20 protein-coding genes and 1 tRNA gene are annotated in these 18590 nt (G+C 73.3%); 11 read left to right on the forward strand and 10 right to left on the reverse strand.

The window, feature by feature from the left end; genetic code table 11:
- The first annotated feature begins 58 nt into the window (after window positions 1-58).
- Window positions 59-1714 carry a DUF6114 domain-containing protein gene (locus OG994_RS26230; protein ID WP_328851313.1) on the forward strand — a complete coding sequence of 552 codons (1656 nt, stop codon included), beginning with the start codon at window positions 59-61 and terminating at the stop codon, window positions 1712-1714.
- A gap of 72 nt (window positions 1715-1786) precedes the next feature.
- Here the strand turns inward: OG994_RS26230 and OG994_RS26235 are convergent, their stop codons facing one another.
- Entirely contained in the window at window positions 1787-3457 is a 1671-nt protein-coding gene (locus OG994_RS26235) for a DUF885 domain-containing protein (protein WP_328851314.1), read from the reverse strand.
- Between the two features lie 144 nt (window positions 3458-3601).
- On the opposite strand from OG994_RS26235, the gene OG994_RS26240 reads away from it, so the two are divergent.
- Window positions 3602-4588 (forward strand): DMT family transporter, encoded by a 987-nt coding sequence (locus tag OG994_RS26240; RefSeq protein WP_328851315.1) that lies wholly within the window; start codon window positions 3602-3604, stop codon window positions 4586-4588.
- 22 nt (window positions 4589-4610) lie between these two features.
- Here OG994_RS26240 and OG994_RS26245 read toward each other — a convergent pair whose 3' ends face one another.
- Both OG994_RS26245 and OG994_RS26250 read right to left on the reverse strand, forming a co-directional pair.
- Complete coding sequence (locus tag OG994_RS26245) at window positions 4611-5681, reverse strand: PHP domain-containing protein (RefSeq protein WP_328851316.1); 1071 nt, start codon at window positions 5679-5681, stop codon at window positions 4611-4613.
- Between the two features lie 18 nt (window positions 5682-5699).
- Window positions 5700-6437, reverse strand: coding sequence for a M23 family metallopeptidase (locus OG994_RS26250; RefSeq protein WP_328851317.1), 738 nt, complete (start codon window positions 6435-6437; stop codon window positions 5700-5702).
- A gap of 61 nt (window positions 6438-6498) precedes the next feature.
- On the opposite strand from OG994_RS26250, the gene OG994_RS26255 reads away from it, so the two are divergent.
- The 4 genes from OG994_RS26255 (at window position 6499) to OG994_RS26270 (ending at window position 8615) form a co-directional block, all read left to right on the forward strand.
- Entirely contained in the window at window positions 6499-6891 is a 393-nt protein-coding gene (locus OG994_RS26255; protein WP_396845410.1) for a hypothetical protein, read from the forward strand.
- 179 nt (window positions 6892-7070) lie between these two features.
- Window positions 7071-7238, forward strand: coding sequence for a hypothetical protein (locus tag OG994_RS26260; protein ID WP_192902192.1), 168 nt, complete (start codon window positions 7071-7073; stop codon window positions 7236-7238).
- A 125-nt stretch (window positions 7239-7363) separates the two neighbouring features.
- A complete protein-coding gene (locus tag OG994_RS26265; RefSeq protein ID WP_328851318.1) occupies window positions 7364-7891 on the forward strand; it encodes a tRNA adenosine deaminase-associated protein in 528 nt (175 codons plus the stop codon).
- Window positions 7892-8075: 184 nt separating this feature from the next.
- Window positions 8076-8615, forward strand: a complete 540-nt coding sequence (locus tag OG994_RS26270) for a nucleoside deaminase (RefSeq protein ID WP_328853799.1) — start codon at window positions 8076-8078, stop codon at window positions 8613-8615.
- Between the two features lie 49 nt (window positions 8616-8664).
- On the opposite strand, the gene OG994_RS26275 is transcribed toward OG994_RS26270, so the two are convergent.
- A complete protein-coding gene (locus OG994_RS26275; RefSeq protein ID WP_120329772.1) occupies window positions 8665-9894 on the reverse strand; it encodes a sensor histidine kinase in 1230 nt (409 codons plus the stop codon).
- Window positions 9891-10547 (reverse strand): response regulator transcription factor, encoded by a 657-nt coding sequence (locus tag OG994_RS26280; protein WP_328851319.1) that lies wholly within the window; start codon window positions 10545-10547, stop codon window positions 9891-9893. The genes OG994_RS26275 and OG994_RS26280 overlap by 4 nt, the downstream gene beginning before the upstream one ends.
- A gap of 155 nt (window positions 10548-10702) precedes the next feature.
- On the opposite strand from OG994_RS26280, the gene OG994_RS26285 reads away from it, so the two are divergent.
- From OG994_RS26285 to OG994_RS26300, 4 genes are read left to right on the forward strand one after another with little or no spacing between them, the layout of a single operon-like run.
- Entirely contained in the window at window positions 10703-11230 is a 528-nt protein-coding gene (locus tag OG994_RS26285) for a hypothetical protein (protein WP_120329774.1), read from the forward strand.
- A 17-nt stretch (window positions 11231-11247) separates the two neighbouring features.
- Entirely contained in the window at window positions 11248-12309 is a 1062-nt protein-coding gene (locus tag OG994_RS26290) for a peptidoglycan-binding protein (RefSeq protein WP_407942619.1), read from the forward strand.
- The gene (locus OG994_RS26295; protein ID WP_120329775.1) at window positions 12306-13004 is read left to right on the forward strand and encodes an ABC transporter ATP-binding protein; all 699 of its coding nucleotides are present in this window, start codon (window positions 12306-12308) and stop codon (window positions 13002-13004) included. Before OG994_RS26290 ends, OG994_RS26295 begins: the two co-directional genes overlap by 4 nt.
- Window positions 13004-14239, forward strand: coding sequence for an ABC transporter permease (locus OG994_RS26300; RefSeq protein ID WP_120329776.1), 1236 nt, complete (start codon window positions 13004-13006; stop codon window positions 14237-14239). Before OG994_RS26295 ends, OG994_RS26300 begins: the two co-directional genes overlap by 1 nt.
- Window positions 14240-14341: 102 nt before the next feature.
- Here OG994_RS26300 and OG994_RS26305 read toward each other — a convergent pair whose 3' ends face one another.
- From OG994_RS26305 to deoD, 3 genes are all read right to left on the reverse strand, one after another.
- On the reverse strand, window positions 14342-14806 hold the full coding sequence (locus OG994_RS26305; RefSeq protein WP_120329777.1) for an acyl-CoA thioesterase: 465 nt from the start codon (window positions 14804-14806) through the stop codon (window positions 14342-14344).
- Window positions 14803-15441, reverse strand: a complete 639-nt coding sequence (locus OG994_RS26310; RefSeq protein ID WP_328851321.1) for a TetR/AcrR family transcriptional regulator — start codon at window positions 15439-15441, stop codon at window positions 14803-14805. The genes OG994_RS26305 and OG994_RS26310 overlap by 4 nt, the downstream gene beginning before the upstream one ends.
- 157 nt (window positions 15442-15598) lie before the next feature.
- The gene (deoD, locus tag OG994_RS26315; RefSeq protein ID WP_120329778.1) at window positions 15599-16306 is read right to left on the reverse strand and encodes a purine-nucleoside phosphorylase; all 708 of its coding nucleotides are present in this window, start codon (window positions 16304-16306) and stop codon (window positions 15599-15601) included.
- 75 nt (window positions 16307-16381) lie between these two features.
- On the opposite strand from deoD, the gene OG994_RS26320 reads away from it, so the two are divergent.
- Window positions 16382-16468 (forward strand) — tRNA-Ser (locus OG994_RS26320).
- A gap of 86 nt (window positions 16469-16554) precedes the next feature.
- Here the strand turns inward: OG994_RS26320 and OG994_RS26325 are convergent.
- Both OG994_RS26325 and OG994_RS26330 read right to left on the reverse strand, forming a co-directional pair.
- A complete protein-coding gene (locus OG994_RS26325; RefSeq protein ID WP_328853800.1) occupies window positions 16555-17790 on the reverse strand; it encodes a tyrosine-type recombinase/integrase in 1236 nt (411 codons plus the stop codon).
- Window positions 17791-17846: 56 nt separating this feature from the next.
- Window positions 17847-18509: an AbiTii domain-containing protein gene (locus tag OG994_RS26330; protein ID WP_328851322.1), complete on the reverse strand. Its 663-nt coding sequence runs from the start codon at window positions 18507-18509 to the stop codon at window positions 17847-17849.
- Window positions 18510-18590 lie beyond the last annotated feature (81 nt).

Genomic DNA, 18590 nt, shown 5'->3' on the forward strand with positions numbered 1-18590 from the left:
GGCTCCCTCCGCGGGCCTCGTCCGTGTCCCACCCCGTCGGCACCGCCAGGAGGAGTACGTGACAACCGCCGAGACGCAGAACGCCCGCTCCGGCTGGTGGGGCCGGACGTGGCGCGGGTTCCGCCGTTGGCGGCGGCAGCGCCCGTTCTGGGCCGGGCTGTTCACCATGCTGGCCGGCCTGGAGATCTTCGGAAGCACGCAGATGTCCCTCGACGGGCTCTCCGTCAAGATGGGTCCGACCGGCTTCCTGGCGTGGCTGATCCCCGCCATCCTGTTCACCTGCGGCCTGCTTCTCTGGCTGAGCCCCGCACAACGGATCTTCTACGCCGTGGTCGCGGCCGTGACAGCGGTCTACTCGCTGATCGGCGTGAACCTGGGCGGCTTCTTCGTCGGGCTGGTCCTCGGCATGGTCGGCAGCGCGCTCGGGTTCGCGTGGGTGCCCGTGAAGAGGCCGGTCGCCCCGCCGCCCGTGGACGAGCCGGCGGCGGACGAGGAGATCGCGGAGGAGCGTCCCGCCGACTGGACCGGTGCCGGTGAGCCAGCGCTCGTCGACGACCTGATGCCGCGGCAGCGGGAGGAGGAGCACACGGGAGTGCTCACCGACACGGTGCCGCCGCCGCGCAACCCGCTGCGGGAGTCGGCACCCACCGAGCCGGCCCAGGGCACGGGGCCGGACACCGTCGCGCTCCCCGTCACGGACCCGGAGCGGCCGGCGCAGGGTGGCCGGCACCGCGAGCCGAGGACGTACGCGATCCTGCTGGTCGTGGCGACGGCCGCCGCGGCCGGGCTGCTCGGGCTCCGCACCAGCGGGCCGGCGGTGGCCGCGCCGTCCTGCCCCACCCCGACGGAGAGCGTGAAGCCGACGGAGAGCGCGAAGCCGACCGCCACCGCGAAGCCGACCGGAACTGCCGAGTCGACAGCCAGCGCCACGTCGTCCAGCGCCGCCACCCCCTCGGCCCCGGCCAGCGCGGACCCCGAGAAGTCGTCCGACGGCAACCTGCTGACCGACATCGTCGGCGGCATCACCGATCTGCTCACCGGCGGTGACTCGGACGAGAAGGACACCACCGCGACGGCGTCCCCGTCCCCCACCGCCAGCCCGGAGGGCGAGCCCTCGGCCACGCCGTCCCGCAGCGCGTCGACCGACGAGCCGACGCCACAGCGTCCCGCCCGTGCGCCGAAGCCCGGCGGCACCGAACCCGGCCGGTGCCCGACCCCGACACCCACCACGCCGCGGGAGGTGGAGCCCGGCAAGCCGTTGCCCATGGTCGCCACGGACGACGACCTGCCGAGGGTCGCCGCCAAGCCGGGGAAGCTCACCGGCTCCTCGCAGACGATGACCGGCCTGCGCTTCGAGGGCATCGCCGAGCTGGACACGGCCGACGGCACGCTCAGGACGCTGATGTTCACGATGGACAAGGCCGTCACGAACGACTTCGTCCTCGCGGTCGACGGCCCGGCGGGGAAGACCGTCCGGTACGTCACCGAGCAGCTGATCGTGAAGGGCGACGTGCGGTTCTTCGCGACGCGGTTCGTCGGGTGGCTCGGTCCCCTGAAGGTCACCCTGACCCCGGACCTGCCGTTCCCGGACGGCATCCCGATCACCTCGCCGGTGCCGATCACCTTCACGAAGGTCGACATCAACCTGGCGTACATCGACTGCGACACCCTGACCGCGAACACCCGTGGCCCGCTGAACATCGAACTGGCCTGACCGTGACGAAGGGCCGGGAGCCTCTGGCTCCCGGCCCTTCGTCGAGTTCGGTCGGCGCCGGTCCCCCGGCGGTCAGAGCCGGGCGAGCGCCCGGCGCAGCGGGTCCAGCCCGAGCGAGCCCAGGTCCAGGGCCTGCCGGTGGAACTCCTTCAGGTCGAAGTCGGCGCCCTTGCGGGCCTTCGCCTCGTCCCGCGCCTGGAGCCAGATCCGTTCGCCCACCTTGTACGACGGCGCCTGGCCCGGCCAGCCCAGGTAGCGGTTCAGCTCGAAGCGCAGGTTCTCGTCCGGGATGCGGCAGTGGGCGCGCAGGAACTCCCAGCCCAGCTCCGGCGTCCAGCGCTCGCCGGGGTGGAAGCCGAACGGGTTGTCGCGCGGGATCTCCAGCTCCAGGTGCATGCCGATGTCGACGATCACCCGGGCCGCCCGGAACGCCTGCGCGTCGAGCATGCCGAGCTTGTCGCCCGGGTCCTCCAGGTAGCCCAGGTCGTCCATCAGGCGCTCCGCGTAGAGCGCCCACCCCTCGCCGTGGCCGGAGACCCAGCAGAGCAGCCGCTGCCAGCGGTTGAGCAGGTCGGCCCGGACGGCGGTCTGCGCGACCTGGAGGTGGTGGCCCGGGACACCCTCGTGGTAGACGGTGGTGACCTCCCGCCACGTGGAGAACTCGCTGATGCCCTGCGGCACCGCCCACCACATCCGGCCGGGGCGGGAGAAGTCCTCGCTCGGACCGGTGTAGTAGATGACGCCGTCGCTGGTCGGGGCGATGCAGCACTCGATCCGGCGTACCTGCTCCGGGATGTCGAAGTGCGTGCCGTGCAGCTCGCCGATCGCCTTGTCGGCGAGCGACTGCATCCAGTCCCGGAACGCCTCCTTGCCCTGGATCGTCCGGGCCGGGTCGGCGTCCAGCGCCGCGACGGCCTCGTCGACCGTCGCGCCCGGGCCCGCGATCCGTGCGGCCACCTGCCGCATCTCGCTCTCCAGGCGGGCCAGCTCCGCGAAGCCCCAGGCGTACGTCTCGTCCAGGTCGACCTTCGCGCCGAGGAAGTACTGCGACGCCAGCTCGTAGCGCTCCCGGCCGGCCGCCTGCTTCTCCCGGCCGAGCGGGGCGAGTTCGGTGCGGAGGAACTGGCCGAACTGCGCCGTCGCGGCGGTGGCCGCCGCCGCACCCCGGCGCAGTTCGGCGCCGACGCTGCCCTGCGCGCCGAGCCGCTCGACCAGGCCGTGGAAGACGTTGTCGCCGTTCGGGTCGACCCAGATGTCACACTGCTTGGCCGTCTCGATGAGCTGCACCTTCGAGCTGACGTGCCCGGCCGCGGCAGCCTCGCGCAGCGTGGTCTTGTAGCCCTCCACCGCGGCGGGGAAGGCGTTCAGCCGGGTCGCGATGTTGGCCTGCGCGTCCTCGCCCTCGGTGGGCATCAGGTCGAAGACCATCCGGAGGTCGTGCAGCGCGCTGGCGATGACGTTGACCTCGCTCGTCGTCTCGCCCGCCTCGTAGCGGGCGAGGTCGAGGCCGAGCCGCTCCTGCATGGCCTCCTTGGCGGTCCGCTCCGCCTCGGTCTCCGGCTCGGTGACGTCGAGGTCGGCCAGCGTGCGACGGGTCAGGTCGGCTCGGGCCGCGTAGCCCTCGGGCGACAGGTCGTCCAGCTTGTCGTCGTAGCCGGCGATGCCGACGTAGGTGGCCCCGGTCGGGCTCAGTGGCGCCCACTCGGCCACGTAGCGGTTCGCGAGTTCGTCGATTCGTCCCACACGGCGACCCTACGTGACCGGGCCCGCCCCGTGTCGAGCGTGTTCGCACCTTCGGGCGGCGGACGGAACCGGCGCCCGTGGCGTGCGACACGGGCGTCCGAATTCCGCGCGACTTTGTCGTACGCGTCCGGCAGAGTGTCAGGAGTGCCGGACCACTTCACTCCTGACCGGCCAGCGCTCCGCAGCTGGCTGCCCGGATACCTCGCCCTGGCCGCGATCTGGGGCTCGAGCTTCCTGTTCATCAAGGTCGGGGTCGAGGAGCTGCATCCGTTCCAGCTCACCCTCTACCGGGTAGCCGCCGGGGCGCTGACCCTCCTCGTGGTGCTCGCCGTGCTCCGCGACCGGCTGCCCCGCGAACCTCGGGTGTGGGCCCACCTCTTCGTGATCGCGGCGTTCGGCGTGGCCATGCCGTTCACCCTCTTCGGTTACGGCGAGCAGCGCGTCGAGTCGATGCTCGCCGGCATCTGGAACGCCACGACGCCGCTGATCGTCCTCCCACTCGCCGTGCTGGTGTTCCGCACCGAGCGGCTCACGGCACGCCGGGGCATCGGGCTCGCGCTCGGGTTCGCCGGCGTGCTGGTGGTGCTCGGCGTCTGGGAGGGCGTGGGCGGGGCGCACTTCGCCGGCCAGCTCATGTGCTTCGGCGCGGCCGCCTGCTACGGCGTCGCCATCCCGTACCAGAAGCGGTTCGTGGCCGGCAGCGCGCACTCCGGCGTCTCGCTGTCGGCGGCGCAGCTGCTGATGGCCGCGGCGCAGCTGGCCATCGTCACCCCGCTGGTGGCCGGGGCGCCTCCGGTGCCCACCGAGCTGTCGCCACGGGTGCTGGCCAGCGTGCTGGCGCTCGGCGCGCTCGGCACCGGCCTGGCCTTCGTGGTCAACATGCGCAACATCCGGGTCGTGGGGGCGAGCACCGCGTCCAGCGTGACGTACCTGATCCCGGTCTTCGCGGTGCTGATCGGCGCGCTCGTCCTCGACGAGCGGCTGAACTGGCACCAGCCCGTCGGCGCGTTCGTCGTGCTGCTGGGCGTCGCCGTCTCGCAGGGCATGCTCGGCCGCCGGCGTCGCGCGACCGTCCCCGCGACGCCCGCCCGGGCGCCCGCGGCGTCTGCGGAGCCGGCCGCACACCGCTGAGCCACCGGCACGCCCGCCCCGGTCAGGAGTGGCCGCGCGCCCAGTCGACGAGCTGTTCCGCCGGCCAGGTGTTCACGACCTGGTCGGCGGTCACGCCGCAGCGGGCCGCCCGTTCGCAGCCGAACCGCTGCCAGTCCAACTGGCCCGGCGCGTGCGCGTCGGTGTTGATGGCGAACCGGCAGCCCGCCTCCAGCGCGCGCCGGATGAGCCGCTTCGGCGGGTCCTGCCGCTCCGGACGGGAGTTGATCTCCACGGCGACGTCGTGCTCGGCGCACGCGGCGAACACGGCGTTCGCGTCGAAGTCGCTCTCCTTGCGGCTGCGCGCCCGGTGCCCGCGGTCGCCGGGGCCCGTGACACCGGCCGGCCGGGAGGAGACCATCCGGCCGGTGCAGTGGCCGAGGATGTCCAGGTGCGGGTTCGCGATGGCCGTGAGCATCCGGCGGGTCATCTTCGACCGCTCGTCGTTCAGGCCGCTGTGCACCGAGCCGACCACCACGTCGAGCCGCGCGAGCAGCTCCTCGTCCTGGTCGAGCGAGCCGTCGGCGAGGATGTCCACCTCGATGCCGGTGAGGATCCGGAACCCCTCGGGCAGCGCCGCGTTCACCTTCTCCACGTGGTCGAGCTGGCGGCGCAGCCGCTCGGCGGTGAGCCCCCGCGCCACGGTCAACCGGGGCGAGTGGTCGGTGAGCACCACGTACTCGTGCCCCAGCTCGACCGCCGCGAGCGCCATCTCCTCGATCGGTGACCCGCCGTCCGACCAGTCCGAGTGGGTGTGGCAGTCGCCGCGCAGCGCGGTCCGCAACGCGGTCGCCTCGGCGTCCAGGTCGCTGCCCTCCGTGGCGAGCAGCCGCCGCAGGTAGACCGGCTCCTCCCCGGCGATCGACTCGGCCACGCAACGGGCCGTCACGTCGCCGACCCCGGCCAGCTCGGTGAGGGTGCCGGCGGCCGCGCGCTCGGCCAGCTCGGCGGCCGGCAGCGCGGCGAGGGCCTTGGCCGCGGAGCGGAACGCCCGCACCCGGTAGGTCGCCTCGTTCGCCCGCTCCAGCAGGAACGCGATCCGACGCAGGTCGGCGATGGGGTCCCGGGCCTTCATCCCACCGAACCTAGCCGGTCAGGGTGCCTTCGGGCAGCCGTGGCGGCGGTGCCACGCACCGACCTCGGCGGCGGGTGCCCGGTTGCCGCCCTTGCGCCAGCTGTCCAGGTAGCGAGCCGGCCAGATCACGCCACGTCGGATCCACCAGCCGTCCTGGCCCGCGCACGGTGGCGAGATGCCGAAGTGCAGGTGGCAGACGTTGTTGGCGTTGCCCGTACGCCCCACCTCGCCGAGCTGCTGTCCCGCCCGGACGCGCACGCCCGGGTCCACGCCGCCCGCGATCCGGCTGAGGTGCGAGCCGTAGTAGCGGACGCCGTCGTCGCCGAGCAGCGCCACCGACAGGCCCCCGTTGTCCGGGCCGAGCGGCCCCCGCTTGTCGAACCGGTCGACGCGGCTCACCTCCAGGACGGTGCCGTCGGTCACCGCGACGACCGGCTCGCCGCAGTCGGCGAAGATGTCGGTCGCCGGGTATCCGGAGTGCGTCCGGTGGTAGGCGACCTTGTCGGCCCGCACGGGGAAGACGTGCCGTGCCGTGCCGCCGCTCGCGCTCGTGGCCGGGGCCGCCGTCCCCCGCGAGGCGGAGCCGGTCGGCGCGGCGGAGCCCGGCGCCTGGTCCGCGGTGACCGGTGCGCTCGGCGGGGTCGGCACCACGCCGCCGGGCGGCGCCCCGGGCCGCGTGGTCGCGCACCCCGCGGCCAGCGTGGCGGCGAGCAGCAGGACCGGGTACGCGCGGCGTCTGGTCGTCGGCGAGGGCATCCGGTCATCCTGGCAGAGTCGGTACGGTGGTACGAGTGGTCCGGCTGAGGGGAGGCGACGGGTGACGACCGGCCAGCCTCCCTACCCGTACGACCCGGGCGCCGCGCACCGGCCCGTGTCGCGTACCCCCTCGGGGCTCTTCCCCGCCGGCCCGCCGAGCCGGCCCACCTACCGCGAACCGCACCCGGTCACCGGCGCCGGCGTGGCGGCGGGGGGCGGGTCCGCGTTCGTGTGGCTGCTGCTGTTCGGGCTGCTCGGCACCGACGTCGCCGGCTACGCCTGGTGGACCCTCGTGGCGGGCCTGCTGGCCTGGCTCGTCGCCGCGGTGCTCGTGCGGCACGGCGACCGGGGGGTGGGCGTCGGGATCGCGATCGTGACCGCCGGCGGGTGGAGCATCGCGGCCGCCGTCGTGGCGGTGCGCTGGGCGACCAGTGGGGACTGGCCGCTGTGGTGAGGCCGCGAGGCCGGTGCCCGCGCGAGGTCGGTGCGGGCGCACTCTGGTCACCGGCGGGAGCCCGGTGAACCCGTCAGATCGGTCACCGCGCGGTGTCGGTGACTGCGGCCCGTCGCCGCTCGGCTGCGCTGCGAAGCCCGGCTTGACGAGGGCCCCACGGCTGACGCACTCTCGCAGCTATGGCCTGGACCACTCCGCGGCTCGACCCCGACCGTAGCCGCCGCCGCCTGCAACTCCTCGCCGAGTTGGCCGGGGCCCGGGCGGTACGCCGGCGGGAGCGCCCGCAGCGGCTGCGCACCGAGCGACTGCGACAGATCATCGCCACGCGACGACAGCTCGCCGGCTGAACCGGCGGAGACTTTGTCACGAATGACCGGCGCTTCGGGGCGTTGACCGGTCGCCCGCCGACCCGACCGGCTAACGTGCACGCGTAACGAGTCGGCGTGCTGTGCCGAGGGCAATTGGGGGGAACGTGTCGTACTTCGCTGCGGCCGTGGTGCGCGATGACGGCGGCTGGACGGCCGCCGAGGTGAGCCTGCGAGGGACCGCCGACATCGACGAGGTCGCGGACCGGCTGCGCGACGTCGACCAGGACGCCGACCTGTCGCTGCTCTTCGTCGAGGCCGACGACACCTACCTGGTGATCCTGCGCCTCGACGAGGGCGAGGATCTGCGCGTCTTCGGCTCCGACTCGGCGTACGCGGAGGAGTCCCAGCTGGGCGCGCTGCTGGTCGGTGACCTGAAGGCGTCGGTGACCGGCCTGGAGGACACCGACGAGCCGCGCGCGGCGGTCGGCGGCGACGAGGAGACCGAGCAGCCGGCCGTCGACCCCGAGGCCGACCCGGTCGGGGACGCCGACATCCTGGCCGACCTGGGCATCCCCGCGCAGAAGCTGCTCTCCCTCTGCGCCGAGGAGGGCATGCTGCCCGCCGACGTGACCGCCGAGATCTGCCAGGTGCTGGGCTGCGCCGACCAGGTCGAGGAACTGCGTGAGGTCTGATCCGCCCGGCGGCGATCCGCTGCTGCCACGCGGCGGCGAGCCGTCCGACGCCACGGATCCGGCGCTGGAGACCGTCCGGCCGGGCCAGCCGACGCCGGGCCGGATCGGGCGGGTCGGCCCGGGCGCCGACGAGGGGCTGGCCGACCCGGGTGACCTGGGCCGCCGGCAGCGGCACGAGCTGTGGATGCGGCGGGCGCTGGAGGTCGCGGTGACCGGCCCGGCGACCCCGGCCGGCGACGGCGCCGGGCCAGGCTTCGGCTCGGCCGGCGATTCCGCCTCGCCGGGCGGATCGGCCTGGGCCGTGCCGGGTCCGGCGGAGGGCGGTGCCGAGGCCACGGCCGTCGAGGACGTCCCGGTGGGCGCCGTCGTCTACGGCCCGGACGGAACCGAACTGGCGATCGGCCGCAACGAGCGCGAGCTGACCGGTGACCCGACCGCCCACGCCGAGGTGCTGGCGCTGCGCCGGGCCGCGCAACGGCTGGGGCGGTGGCGGCTCGACGGCTGCACACTCGTCGTGACCCTGGAGCCCTGCACGATGTGCGCGGGCGCCCTGGCGCTGGCCCGGATCTCGACGGTGGTCTTCGGGGCCTGGGAGCCGAAGACCGGCGCCGTCGGGTCGCTGTGGGACGTGCTGCGGGACCGCCGGCTCAACCACCGGCCCGAGGTCTACGCGGGAGTGCTGGAGAACGAGAGCGCCGCGCTGCTGCGCGCGTTCTTCCGCTGAGCCGCGCGCCCGCGACCCCTCGCCGGCGACCGCTGCCCGGGAGCGCGGGCTACCGGAGACTCCGGTCCGGCTCCGCCCGCCGGCTGTCCGGCACGGCGGAGAGCTGTGGTGCGGCCGGCGCCACGGGCAACCGTACGGTGACCACCAGCCCGCCGCCGTCGCGCGGCTGAGCCGTCACCGTGCCGCCGTGCGCCCGGGCCACGGCCCGGACGATGGACAGGCCCAGGCCGAACCCGCGGCCCCCGCCGACCCGGTCACCGGCGAGCCGGCGGAACGGCTCGAAGATCGCCTCCACGTCGTAGCCCGGCACCACCGGGCCGGTGTTGCTCACCGTGAGCGTCGCGTGGCCGTCCCACGAGCCGGTGCCGACGTGGACCCAGCCTCCGGTGGGCACGTTGTGCCGCACCGCGTTCTCCACGAGGTTGGTGGTGAGCCGTTCCAGCAGGACCGGGTCGCCCACCACCGGCGCCGGCGCCAGCTCCCGGGTCACGACCGGTCCGTCGCCCTTCCCGGCGGCCTGGTCGAGTACGTGGTCGGCCACGTCGGCGAGGTCCACCCGGGACCGGGCGGTGAGTTCGTTCTCCGAGTCGGCCAGGGTCAGCAGCCCGTCGATCAACCGCTCGTGCCGCTCGTTCACGGCGAGCAGCGACTCGCCCAGCCGGCGTACGTCCTCGGAGGCGCCCGGCCGGGTGACCGCCAGCTCGATGAGCGACCGGTTCAGCGCGAGCGGGGTGCGCAGCTCGTGCGAGGCGTTCGCGACGAACCGCCGCTGCCCGTCGAACGACCGGTCCAGCCGTTCCAGCATCTCGTCGAAGGTGTCGGCCAGCTCGCGGATCTCGTCGCCGGGGCCGGAGAGGGAGATGCGTTCGTGCAGGCCCCGCCCGGCCACGTCGGCACCGGCGATCCTCCGGGCGGTCCCGGTGATCTGGTGCAGCGGTTGCAGCGCCCGGCCGGCGACCAGCCAGCCGAACGCGATGGCCACGACCGAGACCAGGCCCAGCGCGATCCCGCCCTGGGTGAGCAGCGAGTCCAGCGTCTGGTCCCGCGCGTCGTCCTGCGCCTTGTTGACGATGAGGCGCAGCTGTTCGGCCTGGTCGCCGGTGAGCCTCCCGTTCATGTCCTGCACCACGGGTTTGACGTCGCGCAGCGCCAGCCCGAACGGTTGCACCGTGCGCTGGTCGACGAGCACGTAGGTGACCGCGAGGAGGACCAGGCCGGCCCCGAGGAAGAGGCCGCCGTAGATCAGGGTGAGCCGGGCCCGGAGGGAGAGTCGCTTCACGGTATCCGGTATCCCACGCCGGCCAGGGTCTCGACCACCTGCGGCTCGCCGAGCTTGCGGCGAAGCTTCATGACGGTGACCCGGACCGCGTTGGTGAACGGGTCGATGTGCTCGTCCCAGGCACGTTCCAGCAGTTCCTCGGCCGAGACCACGGCGCCGTCGGCGCGCATCAGCTCGACCAGCACGGCGAACTCCTTGCGGGACAGGGGCACGTACCGGCCGTCACGGTGCACCTCCCGGCGGGCCGGGTCGAGCACGATGCCGGCGCGGGTCAGGGTCGGCGGCGCGGCCCGGCGGGCCCGTCGGCTCAGCGCGTGCACCCGGGCGGAGAGCTCGACCAGGGCGAACGGCTTGGTCAGGTAGTCGTCGGCGCCGATCGCGAGGCCGGCCACCCGCTCGCGTACGGCCGCCGCGGCCGTCAGCATCAGCACCCGGGTCTCCCCGCCGCCGTCGACGATCGCCCGGCACACGTCGTCCCCGTGCACCCCGGGCAGGTCACGGTCGAGGACGACCACGTCGTACTCGTTCACACCGAGCCGTTCCAGCGCGGCGCCGCCGTCGTACGCGACGTCCACCGCGAACGCCTCGCGGCGCAGCCACTCGGCGATGCTCTCGGCGAGCAGGCTCTCGTCCTCCACCACCAGGACCCTCACCCGTCCATGGTGCCGCCCGCCGGATAACGCCGCCGTAAACGTCCGCCGTTACGCCCCGGATACGCCCCTTGCCGTCGACTGGGCGGGAGGCCCGGCGGTGCGTCGTGGCCGATCGGAGCGCCCGGCACACGGCCGGGCCGGGAGAGGAAAGCGTCATGCGACGAGGACTGTTCGCACTGCCGCTGCTGCTCGCCCTGACCCTTCCCGCCTGCGGGAACGGCCAGGACGAGGAGCCGGCGGTGGCGACGGCCGGGGGCGGTGGGGCGCAGGCCGCGTCCGCCAGCCCGGCGGCCCAGCTCAGCGACGAGGAACGGCAGCTGAAGTTCACCGGGTGCATGCGGGAGCACGGCGTCGAGGTGCCGGACCCGGAGCCGGGCGGGCAGCGGCTGTTCCGGTTCGACGGGAACACCGACCCGAAGAAGGTGCAGGCGGCCATGGAGGCGTGCCGCCAGTACCTGCCCAACGGCGGCGAGAAGCGCAAGCTCGACCCGGAGCAGGTGGAGCGGCTGCGCAAGCTCGCCACCTGCATGCGGGAGAACGGCGTGCCCGAGTTCCCCGACCCGTCGCCGGACGGCGGGCTGCAGCTCCGGCTCGACGTGGTCGACCTCAAGGACCCGAAGGTGAAGGCCGCCATGGAGAAGTGCCGGCAGTACGCGCCGAAGATCGCGGAGGCGACGCGGTGAGGGTTCGTCGCCCGCGGCTGCGCGCCGTCGCGCTGGCCGCCGCGGTCGTGCTGGCGGCCGCCGCCGGCGTCGCGGCCGCGGTGGGCTTCGGTGGCACCGACCGGGGTACGGCCGCCGCCGGCACCACCCCGCCGGCCACCGCCACCGTCACGCGCCAGACGTTGACCGACGCGCAGGAGGTGGACGGGACACTCGGGTACGGCAGCCCGCGTACCGCCACCGCCCGCCTCACCGGCACGATCACCGCCCTGCCCGACACCGGCACGGTCGTGAAGCGGGGCGGCCGGCTGTACGCGGTGGACGACGAACCGGTGGTGCTCCTCTACGGGGCGCTGCCCGCGTACCGGGTGCTCGAACCCGGGGTGGAGGGGGCCGACGTCAAGCAGTTCGAGCGGAACCTGCGGGCGCTCGGGCGGACCGGCTTCACCGTCGACGACGAGTACACCGACAGCACCGCCGACGCGGTCCGCGAGTGGCAGGAGGACCTCGGGCTGCCCGAGACCGGCCGCGTCGAGCCGGGCCGGGTCGTCTACGCCGACGGCGCCGTACGCGTGGAGAGCCAGCAGGCCGCCACCGGGGACGCGGCGCAGCCCGGCCAGGCGGTGCTCACGTACACCGGCACCAGCCGGCTCGTCACCGTGGACCTGGACGTGGACGACCAGCGGCTGGCGAAGAAGGGCGGCGCGGTCAGCGTCGGCCTGCCCGACGGCGGCTCGGTGCCCGGCAAGATCGAATCGGTGCAGACCGTGATCGACCCGGGCTCGGGCGGCGCGGGCGGCCAGTCCAGCGAGGCGGAGACGAAGATCGAGGTCACCGTCTCGGTGGCCGACCCAGCGAAGCTCGCCGGATACGACCAGGCGAGCGTCGAGGTCACCTTCACCGCCGCCGAGCGGCCGGACGTGCTCACCGTGCCGGTGGCCGCGCTGCTCGCGCTCGCCGAGGGCGGCTACGGCGTGGAGGTGGTCGACGGGGGCCGGAGCCGGATCGTGGCCGTGACCACCGGGCTCTTCGCCGCCGGCCGGGTCGAGGTGAGCGGCCCCGACATCGCCGAGGGCATGACGGTGGGGATGCCGGCATGACCGGTGACGCCGTGGTGCTCGACCGGGTGAGCCGGACGTACCCCGGCGGGGTGACGGCGCTGCGCGAGGTGTCGCTGCGGATCCGCCACGGCGAACTGGTGGCGATCGTGGGACCGTCCGGGTCGGGCAAGTCGACGATGTTGAACCTGATCGGCACCCTGGACCGCCCGTCGACGGGCCGGGTGGTGATCGACGGCTACGACGTGGCGGCCCTGCCGGACCGGCAGCTCTCCGCGCTGCGGGCCCGCCGGATCGGCTTCGTCTTCCAGCAGTTCCACCTGGCCTCCGGCACGCCCGTGCTGGACAACGTGGCCGACGGCCTGCTGTACGCCGGCGTACCCCGGCGGGAGCGACGGCGGCGGGCGGAGGCCGCGCTGGACCGGGTGGGCCTCGGCCACCGGCTGACGCACCGGCCGCACGAACTCTCCGGCGGGGAGCGGCAGCGGGTGGCGGTGGCCCGGGCGGTCGTCGGTGAGCCGGCGGTGCTCCTCGCCGACGAGCCGACCGGGAACCTCGACTCGGTGGCCGGCGCCGGGGTGCTCGCGCTGCTGCGCGACCTGCACGCGGCGGGGACCACCGTCGTGGTGATCACCCACGATCGGGAGATCGCCGACGGGCTTCCCCGACAGGTGCGGATGCGTGACGGCCGGGTGCTCGCCGACACGGCGGCGCCGCTCGCCGAGGGGGTGCGCTGATGGCCGTGCAGACCCCGCTGCGGCTCGTGCCGGCGGACACCCGACCGCGCCTGACACCGGCCCGGCTCGCTCCGGGCGACGTGTTCCGGGTCGGCGGCGTGGGCCTGCGCACCCGGCCGCTGCGCGCGTTCCTCTCGGCGCTGGGCATCGCGATCGGCATCGCGGCGATGGTCGCCGTCGTCGGCATCTCGTCGTCGTCCCGGGCCGATCTCGACCGCACGCTGGACCGGCTCGGCACCAACCTGCTCACCGTCGCGCCGGGCAACACCCTCTTCGGCGAGCAGGCGAAGCTGCCGGTCGAGTCGGTCGCGATGATCGGCCGGATCGGGCCGGTGACGGACGCCTCCGCCACGGGGCAGGTGCCGGACGCCCCGGTCTACCGCACCGACCGCATCCCGTCGGGCGAGACCGGCGGGATCGCCACGCGGGCCGCCCAGCTCGGCCTGCTCGACACGGTCGGTGCGACCGTACGCAGCGGCACCTGGCTGAACGCGGCCACCGAGCGGTATCCGGCCGTGGTGCTCGGCGACGCCGCCGCCCGGCGGCTCGGGCTCGGTGCGGCCGGGCCCGAGGTGCAGGTGTACGTGGGCGGTCGCTGGTTCACCGTGGTGGGCATCCTGGCTCCGGCCCCGCTCGCACCGGAGCTGGACAGTTCGGTGCTCGTCGGCTGGCCGGCCGCCGAGGCGTACCTGGAGTTCGACGGGCACCCCACGACCGTCTACACGCGATCGCGGGAGGAGTCGGTGGAGGCGGTGCGCGCGGTGCTCGGCGCGACCGCGAACCCGGAGGCGCCGAACGAGGTGCAGGTGTCGCGGCCGTCGGACGCGCTCGCCGCCGCGGCCGCCACCGACGAGGCGTTCACCGGGCTGCTGCTGGGGCTCGGCGCGGTGGCGCTGCTCGTCGGCGGCGTGGGCGTGGCCAACACCATGGTCATCTCGGTGCTGGAACGGCGGGCGGAGATCGGGTTGCGCCGGTCGCTGGGCGCCACCAGGGGACAGGTCCGCGTCCAGTTCCTCGCCGAGTCGCTGCTGCTCTCCGCGCTCGGCGGTGCGGGCGGGGTGCTGCTCGGCATCCTGGTCACCGCGGGGTACGCGTTCTGGCGGCAGTGGCCGACCGCGGTGCCGGTGTGGGCGATGGCCGGTGGCGTCGGAGCCACCCTGCTCATCGGTGGCCTCGCGGGCCTCTACCCGGCCGTCCGGGCCGCCCGCCTCGCCCCGACCGAGGCGCTCGCCTGACCGGGGCCGGGCGTCGTGAGCGGGTCGGGTGCGTTCGTCGTCGCGGAGGCGGCGGACGCACCCGACCCGGCGGTGCGTCAGGCGGACGCGCCGCGCGGTGCGTCAGGCGGCGGTGGTCGCGGGCCGGAGCAGGGTGGCGGCCACGGCCCGGGCGGCGTCCGTCCAGGGCGCCGGCCGCAGCGTCGCCGGGTCCAGCCGCACGATCGAGCGGTGGCCCTCGGCGTGCAGCGTGTGGCCGTCCACCGAGCGGAACTGGAAGCCGTACTCGGCGCTGCTCGTGCCGAAGTGGTTGAGCCAGAAGTGCAGCGCCACGGGGCCGGTGCTGGTGATCGGCGCGCGGTAGGTGATCGCGAACTCCCGCACGGCGTGGAACAGGTCGGGCGGGGTGGAGCTGCCCCGGTAGGCGAGCCCACGCTGCGACCAGTACGGGGTGAGCCCCCGTTCCAGCAGCACCGCGTACCGGGCGTTGTGCATGATGCCCATGGCGTCGAGGTCGTCGAAGTGCACGGTGACGTGCTCGACGTGCCCGTACGCCACGGCGGGCTGGTCGGTGAGGGTGGCACTCATGGTCGGCCTTCCGGTAGCAGGGTCGGGTCGGTGCACAGCGCCCGGAGGCGGTCCAGCAGACCCTGGCGGGCGTGCCGGTACGCGGCCTCCGGCTCCAGCAGCCGGGAGTGCATGGCGGCGCTCATCCCGAGCGCGTCGATCTCGTACGCCAGTTGCGGCACGTCGACGTCGGCGGCGAGCTCGCCGGCGTCCACGGCCTGCCGCACCAGCTCCTCGAGGAACGCCGTCCAGCGGCGGAACGCCTCGGCGAGCCGGTCGCGGACCGGGCCGGGCCGGGCGTTGTACTCGAACTGGGTGTTGGCGAAGAAGCAGCCGCCGGGCAGCACGCGGGCGGCGTAGAAGTCGATCCGGGCCTCGTGAAGTGCCCGGATCCGGCGTACGCCCCGCGGGGCGCGTAGCGCCGGCGCGACGATCCGCTCCTGCCACTGCTCCACGGCCCGGTCGATCGCCGCGAGCTGGAGCGCTTCCTTCGACCGCCAGTGTGCGAAGAGCCCCGACTTGCTCACCCCGAGCGCGTCGGCGAGCTGGGCGAGGCTGAGCCCGTGCAGGCCGGCCTCGGTGGCGAGGACCACGGCCGCGTCCAGTGCCGCGGCGCGGGTGCGCTCGCCCCTCGCGAGGCGTCCGTCGACCGTCATGCCGACACCGTACTCAATCAGCACGACCGGTCGTATTGTTTTGTGCCGTGACCGTCGTCACCCGCCAACGCCGCCGCCCCGCCGTCCGGGTGGACGGCGGGGCGGCGGAAGGGCAGGTGGCTGTGCGCCGGCTGTGCTGCCGGAGGCAGGTGGCGGGTCAGGCGATGATCGTGTCCAGCGCGATCTCCACCATCTGGCTGAACGTCTGCTCACGCTCGGCGGCAGTGGTCTTCTCGCCCGTCTTGATGTGGTCGCTCACGGTCAGCACCGTGAGGGCCCGCGCCTTGAACCGGGCCGCGATCGTGTACAGCGCCGCGGACTCCATCTCGACGGCCAGCACCCCGTAGTCGGCGAGGGTGTCGTAGAGGTCCGGCCGGTCGGTGTAGAAGGCGTCGGCGGCCAGGATCGGCCCCACGTGCATGGTGACGCCCTGCCGCTCGGCCACCTCCACGGCCGTACGCAGCAGCCCGAAATCGGCCACCGGGGCGTAGTCGATCAGCCCGTCGAACCGCATTCGGTTCATGTTCGAGTCGGTGGACGAGCCGATCGCCGCGATCACGTCGCGCAGCTTCAGGTCCTCCCGCAGGGCGCCGCAGGAGCCGACCCGGATCAGGGTCTTCACGCCGTACTCGTTGATCAGCTCGTGGGCGTAGATCGACGCCGACGGCATGCCCATGCCCGAGCCCTGGACGGAGACGTCGACACCCTTCCAGCGGCCCGTGAAGCCCAGCATGCCGCGGACGGTCGAGTAGCACTCCGCGCCCTCGAGGTAGGTCTCCGCGATCCACTTGGCCCGCAGCGGGTCGCCCGGCATCAGGACCCGCTCGGCGATCTCTCCCGGCTTCGCGCCGATGTGCGTACTCATGGCAAGGATCCTGCCAGGCGCGGCCGGGCGGTACCGGTTCGGCATCGCAACCTGCGGTCCTGTACCCTACTCGGCGGTGGTGTGTCCGAGTGGCCTAAGGAGCACGCCTCGAAAGCGTGTGAGGGTTCACGCCCTCCGCGGGTTCAAATCCCGCCGCCACCGCTCGTAAGGTGCGGGAACGCCCGGTCGATCCGCAGGGATCGGCCGGGCGTTCTGCTTCTGGTCTCAGTTTCGGTCTCAGTTGGTGGTCAGGAGGCCGTTTTCGGCCCGTCTGCGCCGTTGGACGAGCTATCCCAGAGCAGCCCACCGACGCGCTTGGCGATGTCCCGGCGGACCTGTGCGGTCAGGTGCTGGTACCGGGCTGCCATGGCAGAGTTCGACCAGCCCATGATGCCCATCACAGCCCGCTCGGCGACGCCGAGGATTAGCAGCACAGTGGCGGCGGTGTGTCGGGCATCATGAAGCCTGCCGTCCCGGAGCCCGGCGAGTTTGAGCAGCCGTTTCCACTCGTCATAGTCCGTCCGCGGGTTGACCGGGCCGCCGATCGGCGTGGCAAACAGCCACTCGCCGCCCTCCCAGAGTTGGGCGGCGGTCGCGCGCTCCTGCTCCTGCTCCTCGCGGTGCTTGCGGAGTAGCGCCACCAGCTCGTCAGGCAACCCGATGCTGCGGCGTCCGGCGCGCGATTTCGTCTCGGCGGTGTCCGCTCGCACCTGGCGGCGGTCGGGGCAGTGCCCGCCATGCTTCCGGCCGCACGGTGAGCTGCCGTGCTCCCACCTCGCGCGTTGCCGACCGCGCCAGACGGTCAGCGTCCCGGCGTCCAGGTCAACATCCGGCCAGCGCAGGCCGAGCGCTTCGCCTTGGCGCAGACCGAGCGCGAGGGCGATGGCCCATCGTGCGCTGTTTCGTCGGCCGCGGGTCGCGGCCAAGAGACGCTGCACCTCTTCGACCGAGTACGGCTCGATCTCGGTCTCGGGTAGCCGTGGTGCCCTGGCAAGCGCGGCAGGGTTTCGCGCCAGGTGTCCACGGCGTACGGCTTCATTGAGCGCGGTCCGTACGGTGCGGTGCGCCTGATGAGCGGTCGCCGGAGCGGCGCCCTTCTCCGGCATTCGCTTGTAGAAGCGCTCTAGGTGCTCGGGCTCCAAACGGTCGAGACGGTGCGCGCCGAGGCCCGGGATCAGGTGACGGTAAACGGCCACCCGGTAGCCGGCGATCGTGTTCTCTCGGACCGCAGGTGCGGCGATGTTCTCGACCCAGTGGGTCGGCCAGGTCTTCACGGTCCAACGCTGGCCGGCCTTGCGAACGGTTCCGCTGTCCCGTTCCCGCTCAAGGAGGCGGACCTTCTTGATGACCGCGGCTTCCGTCTTCCCCCGCACGTGTCTCCGGTCCGGTGAGCCGTCGTCCTTCACGCCCACGGTTACTCGGCCGTGCCAGGAACCATCGGCGCCGAGGTAGATGCTGGATGCGCCGTTGGGTTTGCGCCCCAGCTGCCGTCTGTTGCACCTTGTCGAGCAGCCGAAGTGCGTCCTCGACGGTCAAGCCTTCAGTGCTGGCCTTTGCCTCGGCACCGATAGCGACAGGCCCGTTGGTTGTCTGGATCGTCGTGTTGTAGATGTCCCCGAGACGGTGGTTCACTGCGGCGTCGACCTGGCCTTTCTTGGGTAGTTCCGACATCGGCGTGTCGGCGGTGAGGTCCGCGACTACGTCCACCGAGCTTGGTGCGGATTTGACCGAGGATGCCCATGACCGCCGAGCCCGTCATGACATAGGACAGGCCGTCAACGCTTTGAAACGGACCAAGCTTTCTGTTCCAGATCGCCTGGGCGACGACCAGACCGGGTGACGTGAACGACAGCTTGATCTGCCCGGCAAGGTGCTGCAGCTCCTCGATCGGCTGCTTGAACGTGAACTCCTCCGGCACGTACTCCCGAGCTTCAGGCGGCAAGTTGAGTCGGCTGATGATGTCGCCCCGCCTCCACGTACGCCCGCTCATCGAGTCCATCGAGATCGGCACGTCGTGGAACTTGCGGTACTTCGGAACCTCATCCTCGTCGCCGTACCCGTTCAGCTCCCTGCGCGCCCGCTCTCGGAGGGCCTCGGAGCCGGTCTCGGCACCAAGCAGCAGGCACTTACGGAGCAAGCCAGCGAGCGGCTCGGACTCGTCCAGTAGGTGCTCGCGCAGCGAGCGAAGCAACGTGTCGGTCACCTGAGTGAGGCTAGGGGAGGGTGCGACAATGGACTCAGATCCGGGGGGCGAAACTGCGAGACCAGCAGCCTGCGCCACGTG

Source organism: Micromonospora globbae (genome assembly GCF_036184225.1).
Classification (GTDB): Bacteria; Actinomycetota; Actinomycetes; order Mycobacteriales; family Micromonosporaceae; genus Micromonospora; species Micromonospora globbae.

What these genes read in the sequence shown, in the direction of transcription:
- OG994_RS26245 (WP_328851316.1), bottom strand. Translation starts at nt 5,681, where the DNA reads ATGAAGGCCCGGGACCCCATCGCCGACCTGCGTCGGATCGCGTTCCTG.
- OG994_RS26250 (WP_328851317.1), bottom strand. Translation starts at nt 6,437, where the DNA reads ATGCCCTCGCCGACGACCAGACGCCGCGCGTACCCGGTCCTGCTGCTC.
- OG994_RS26260 (WP_192902192.1), top strand. Translation starts at nt 7,071, where the DNA reads ATGGCCTGGACCACTCCGCGGCTCGACCCCGACCGTAGCCGCCGCCGC.
- OG994_RS26270 (WP_328853799.1), top strand. Translation starts at nt 8,076, where the DNA reads ATGCGGCGGGCGCTGGAGGTCGCGGTGACCGGCCCGGCGACCCCGGCC.
- OG994_RS26285 (WP_120329774.1), top strand. Translation starts at nt 10,703, where the DNA reads ATGCGACGAGGACTGTTCGCACTGCCGCTGCTGCTCGCCCTGACCCTT.
- OG994_RS26295 (WP_120329775.1), top strand. Translation starts at nt 12,306, where the DNA reads ATGACCGGTGACGCCGTGGTGCTCGACCGGGTGAGCCGGACGTACCCC.
- OG994_RS26300 (WP_120329776.1), top strand. Translation starts at nt 13,004, where the DNA reads ATGGCCGTGCAGACCCCGCTGCGGCTCGTGCCGGCGGACACCCGACCG.
- OG994_RS26305 (WP_120329777.1), bottom strand. Translation starts at nt 14,806, where the DNA reads ATGAGTGCCACCCTCACCGACCAGCCCGCCGTGGCGTACGGGCACGTC.
- OG994_RS26310 (WP_328851321.1), bottom strand. Translation starts at nt 15,441, where the DNA reads ATGACGGTCGACGGACGCCTCGCGAGGGGCGAGCGCACCCGCGCCGCG.
- deoD (WP_120329778.1), bottom strand. Translation starts at nt 16,306, where the DNA reads ATGAGTACGCACATCGGCGCGAAGCCGGGAGAGATCGCCGAGCGGGTC.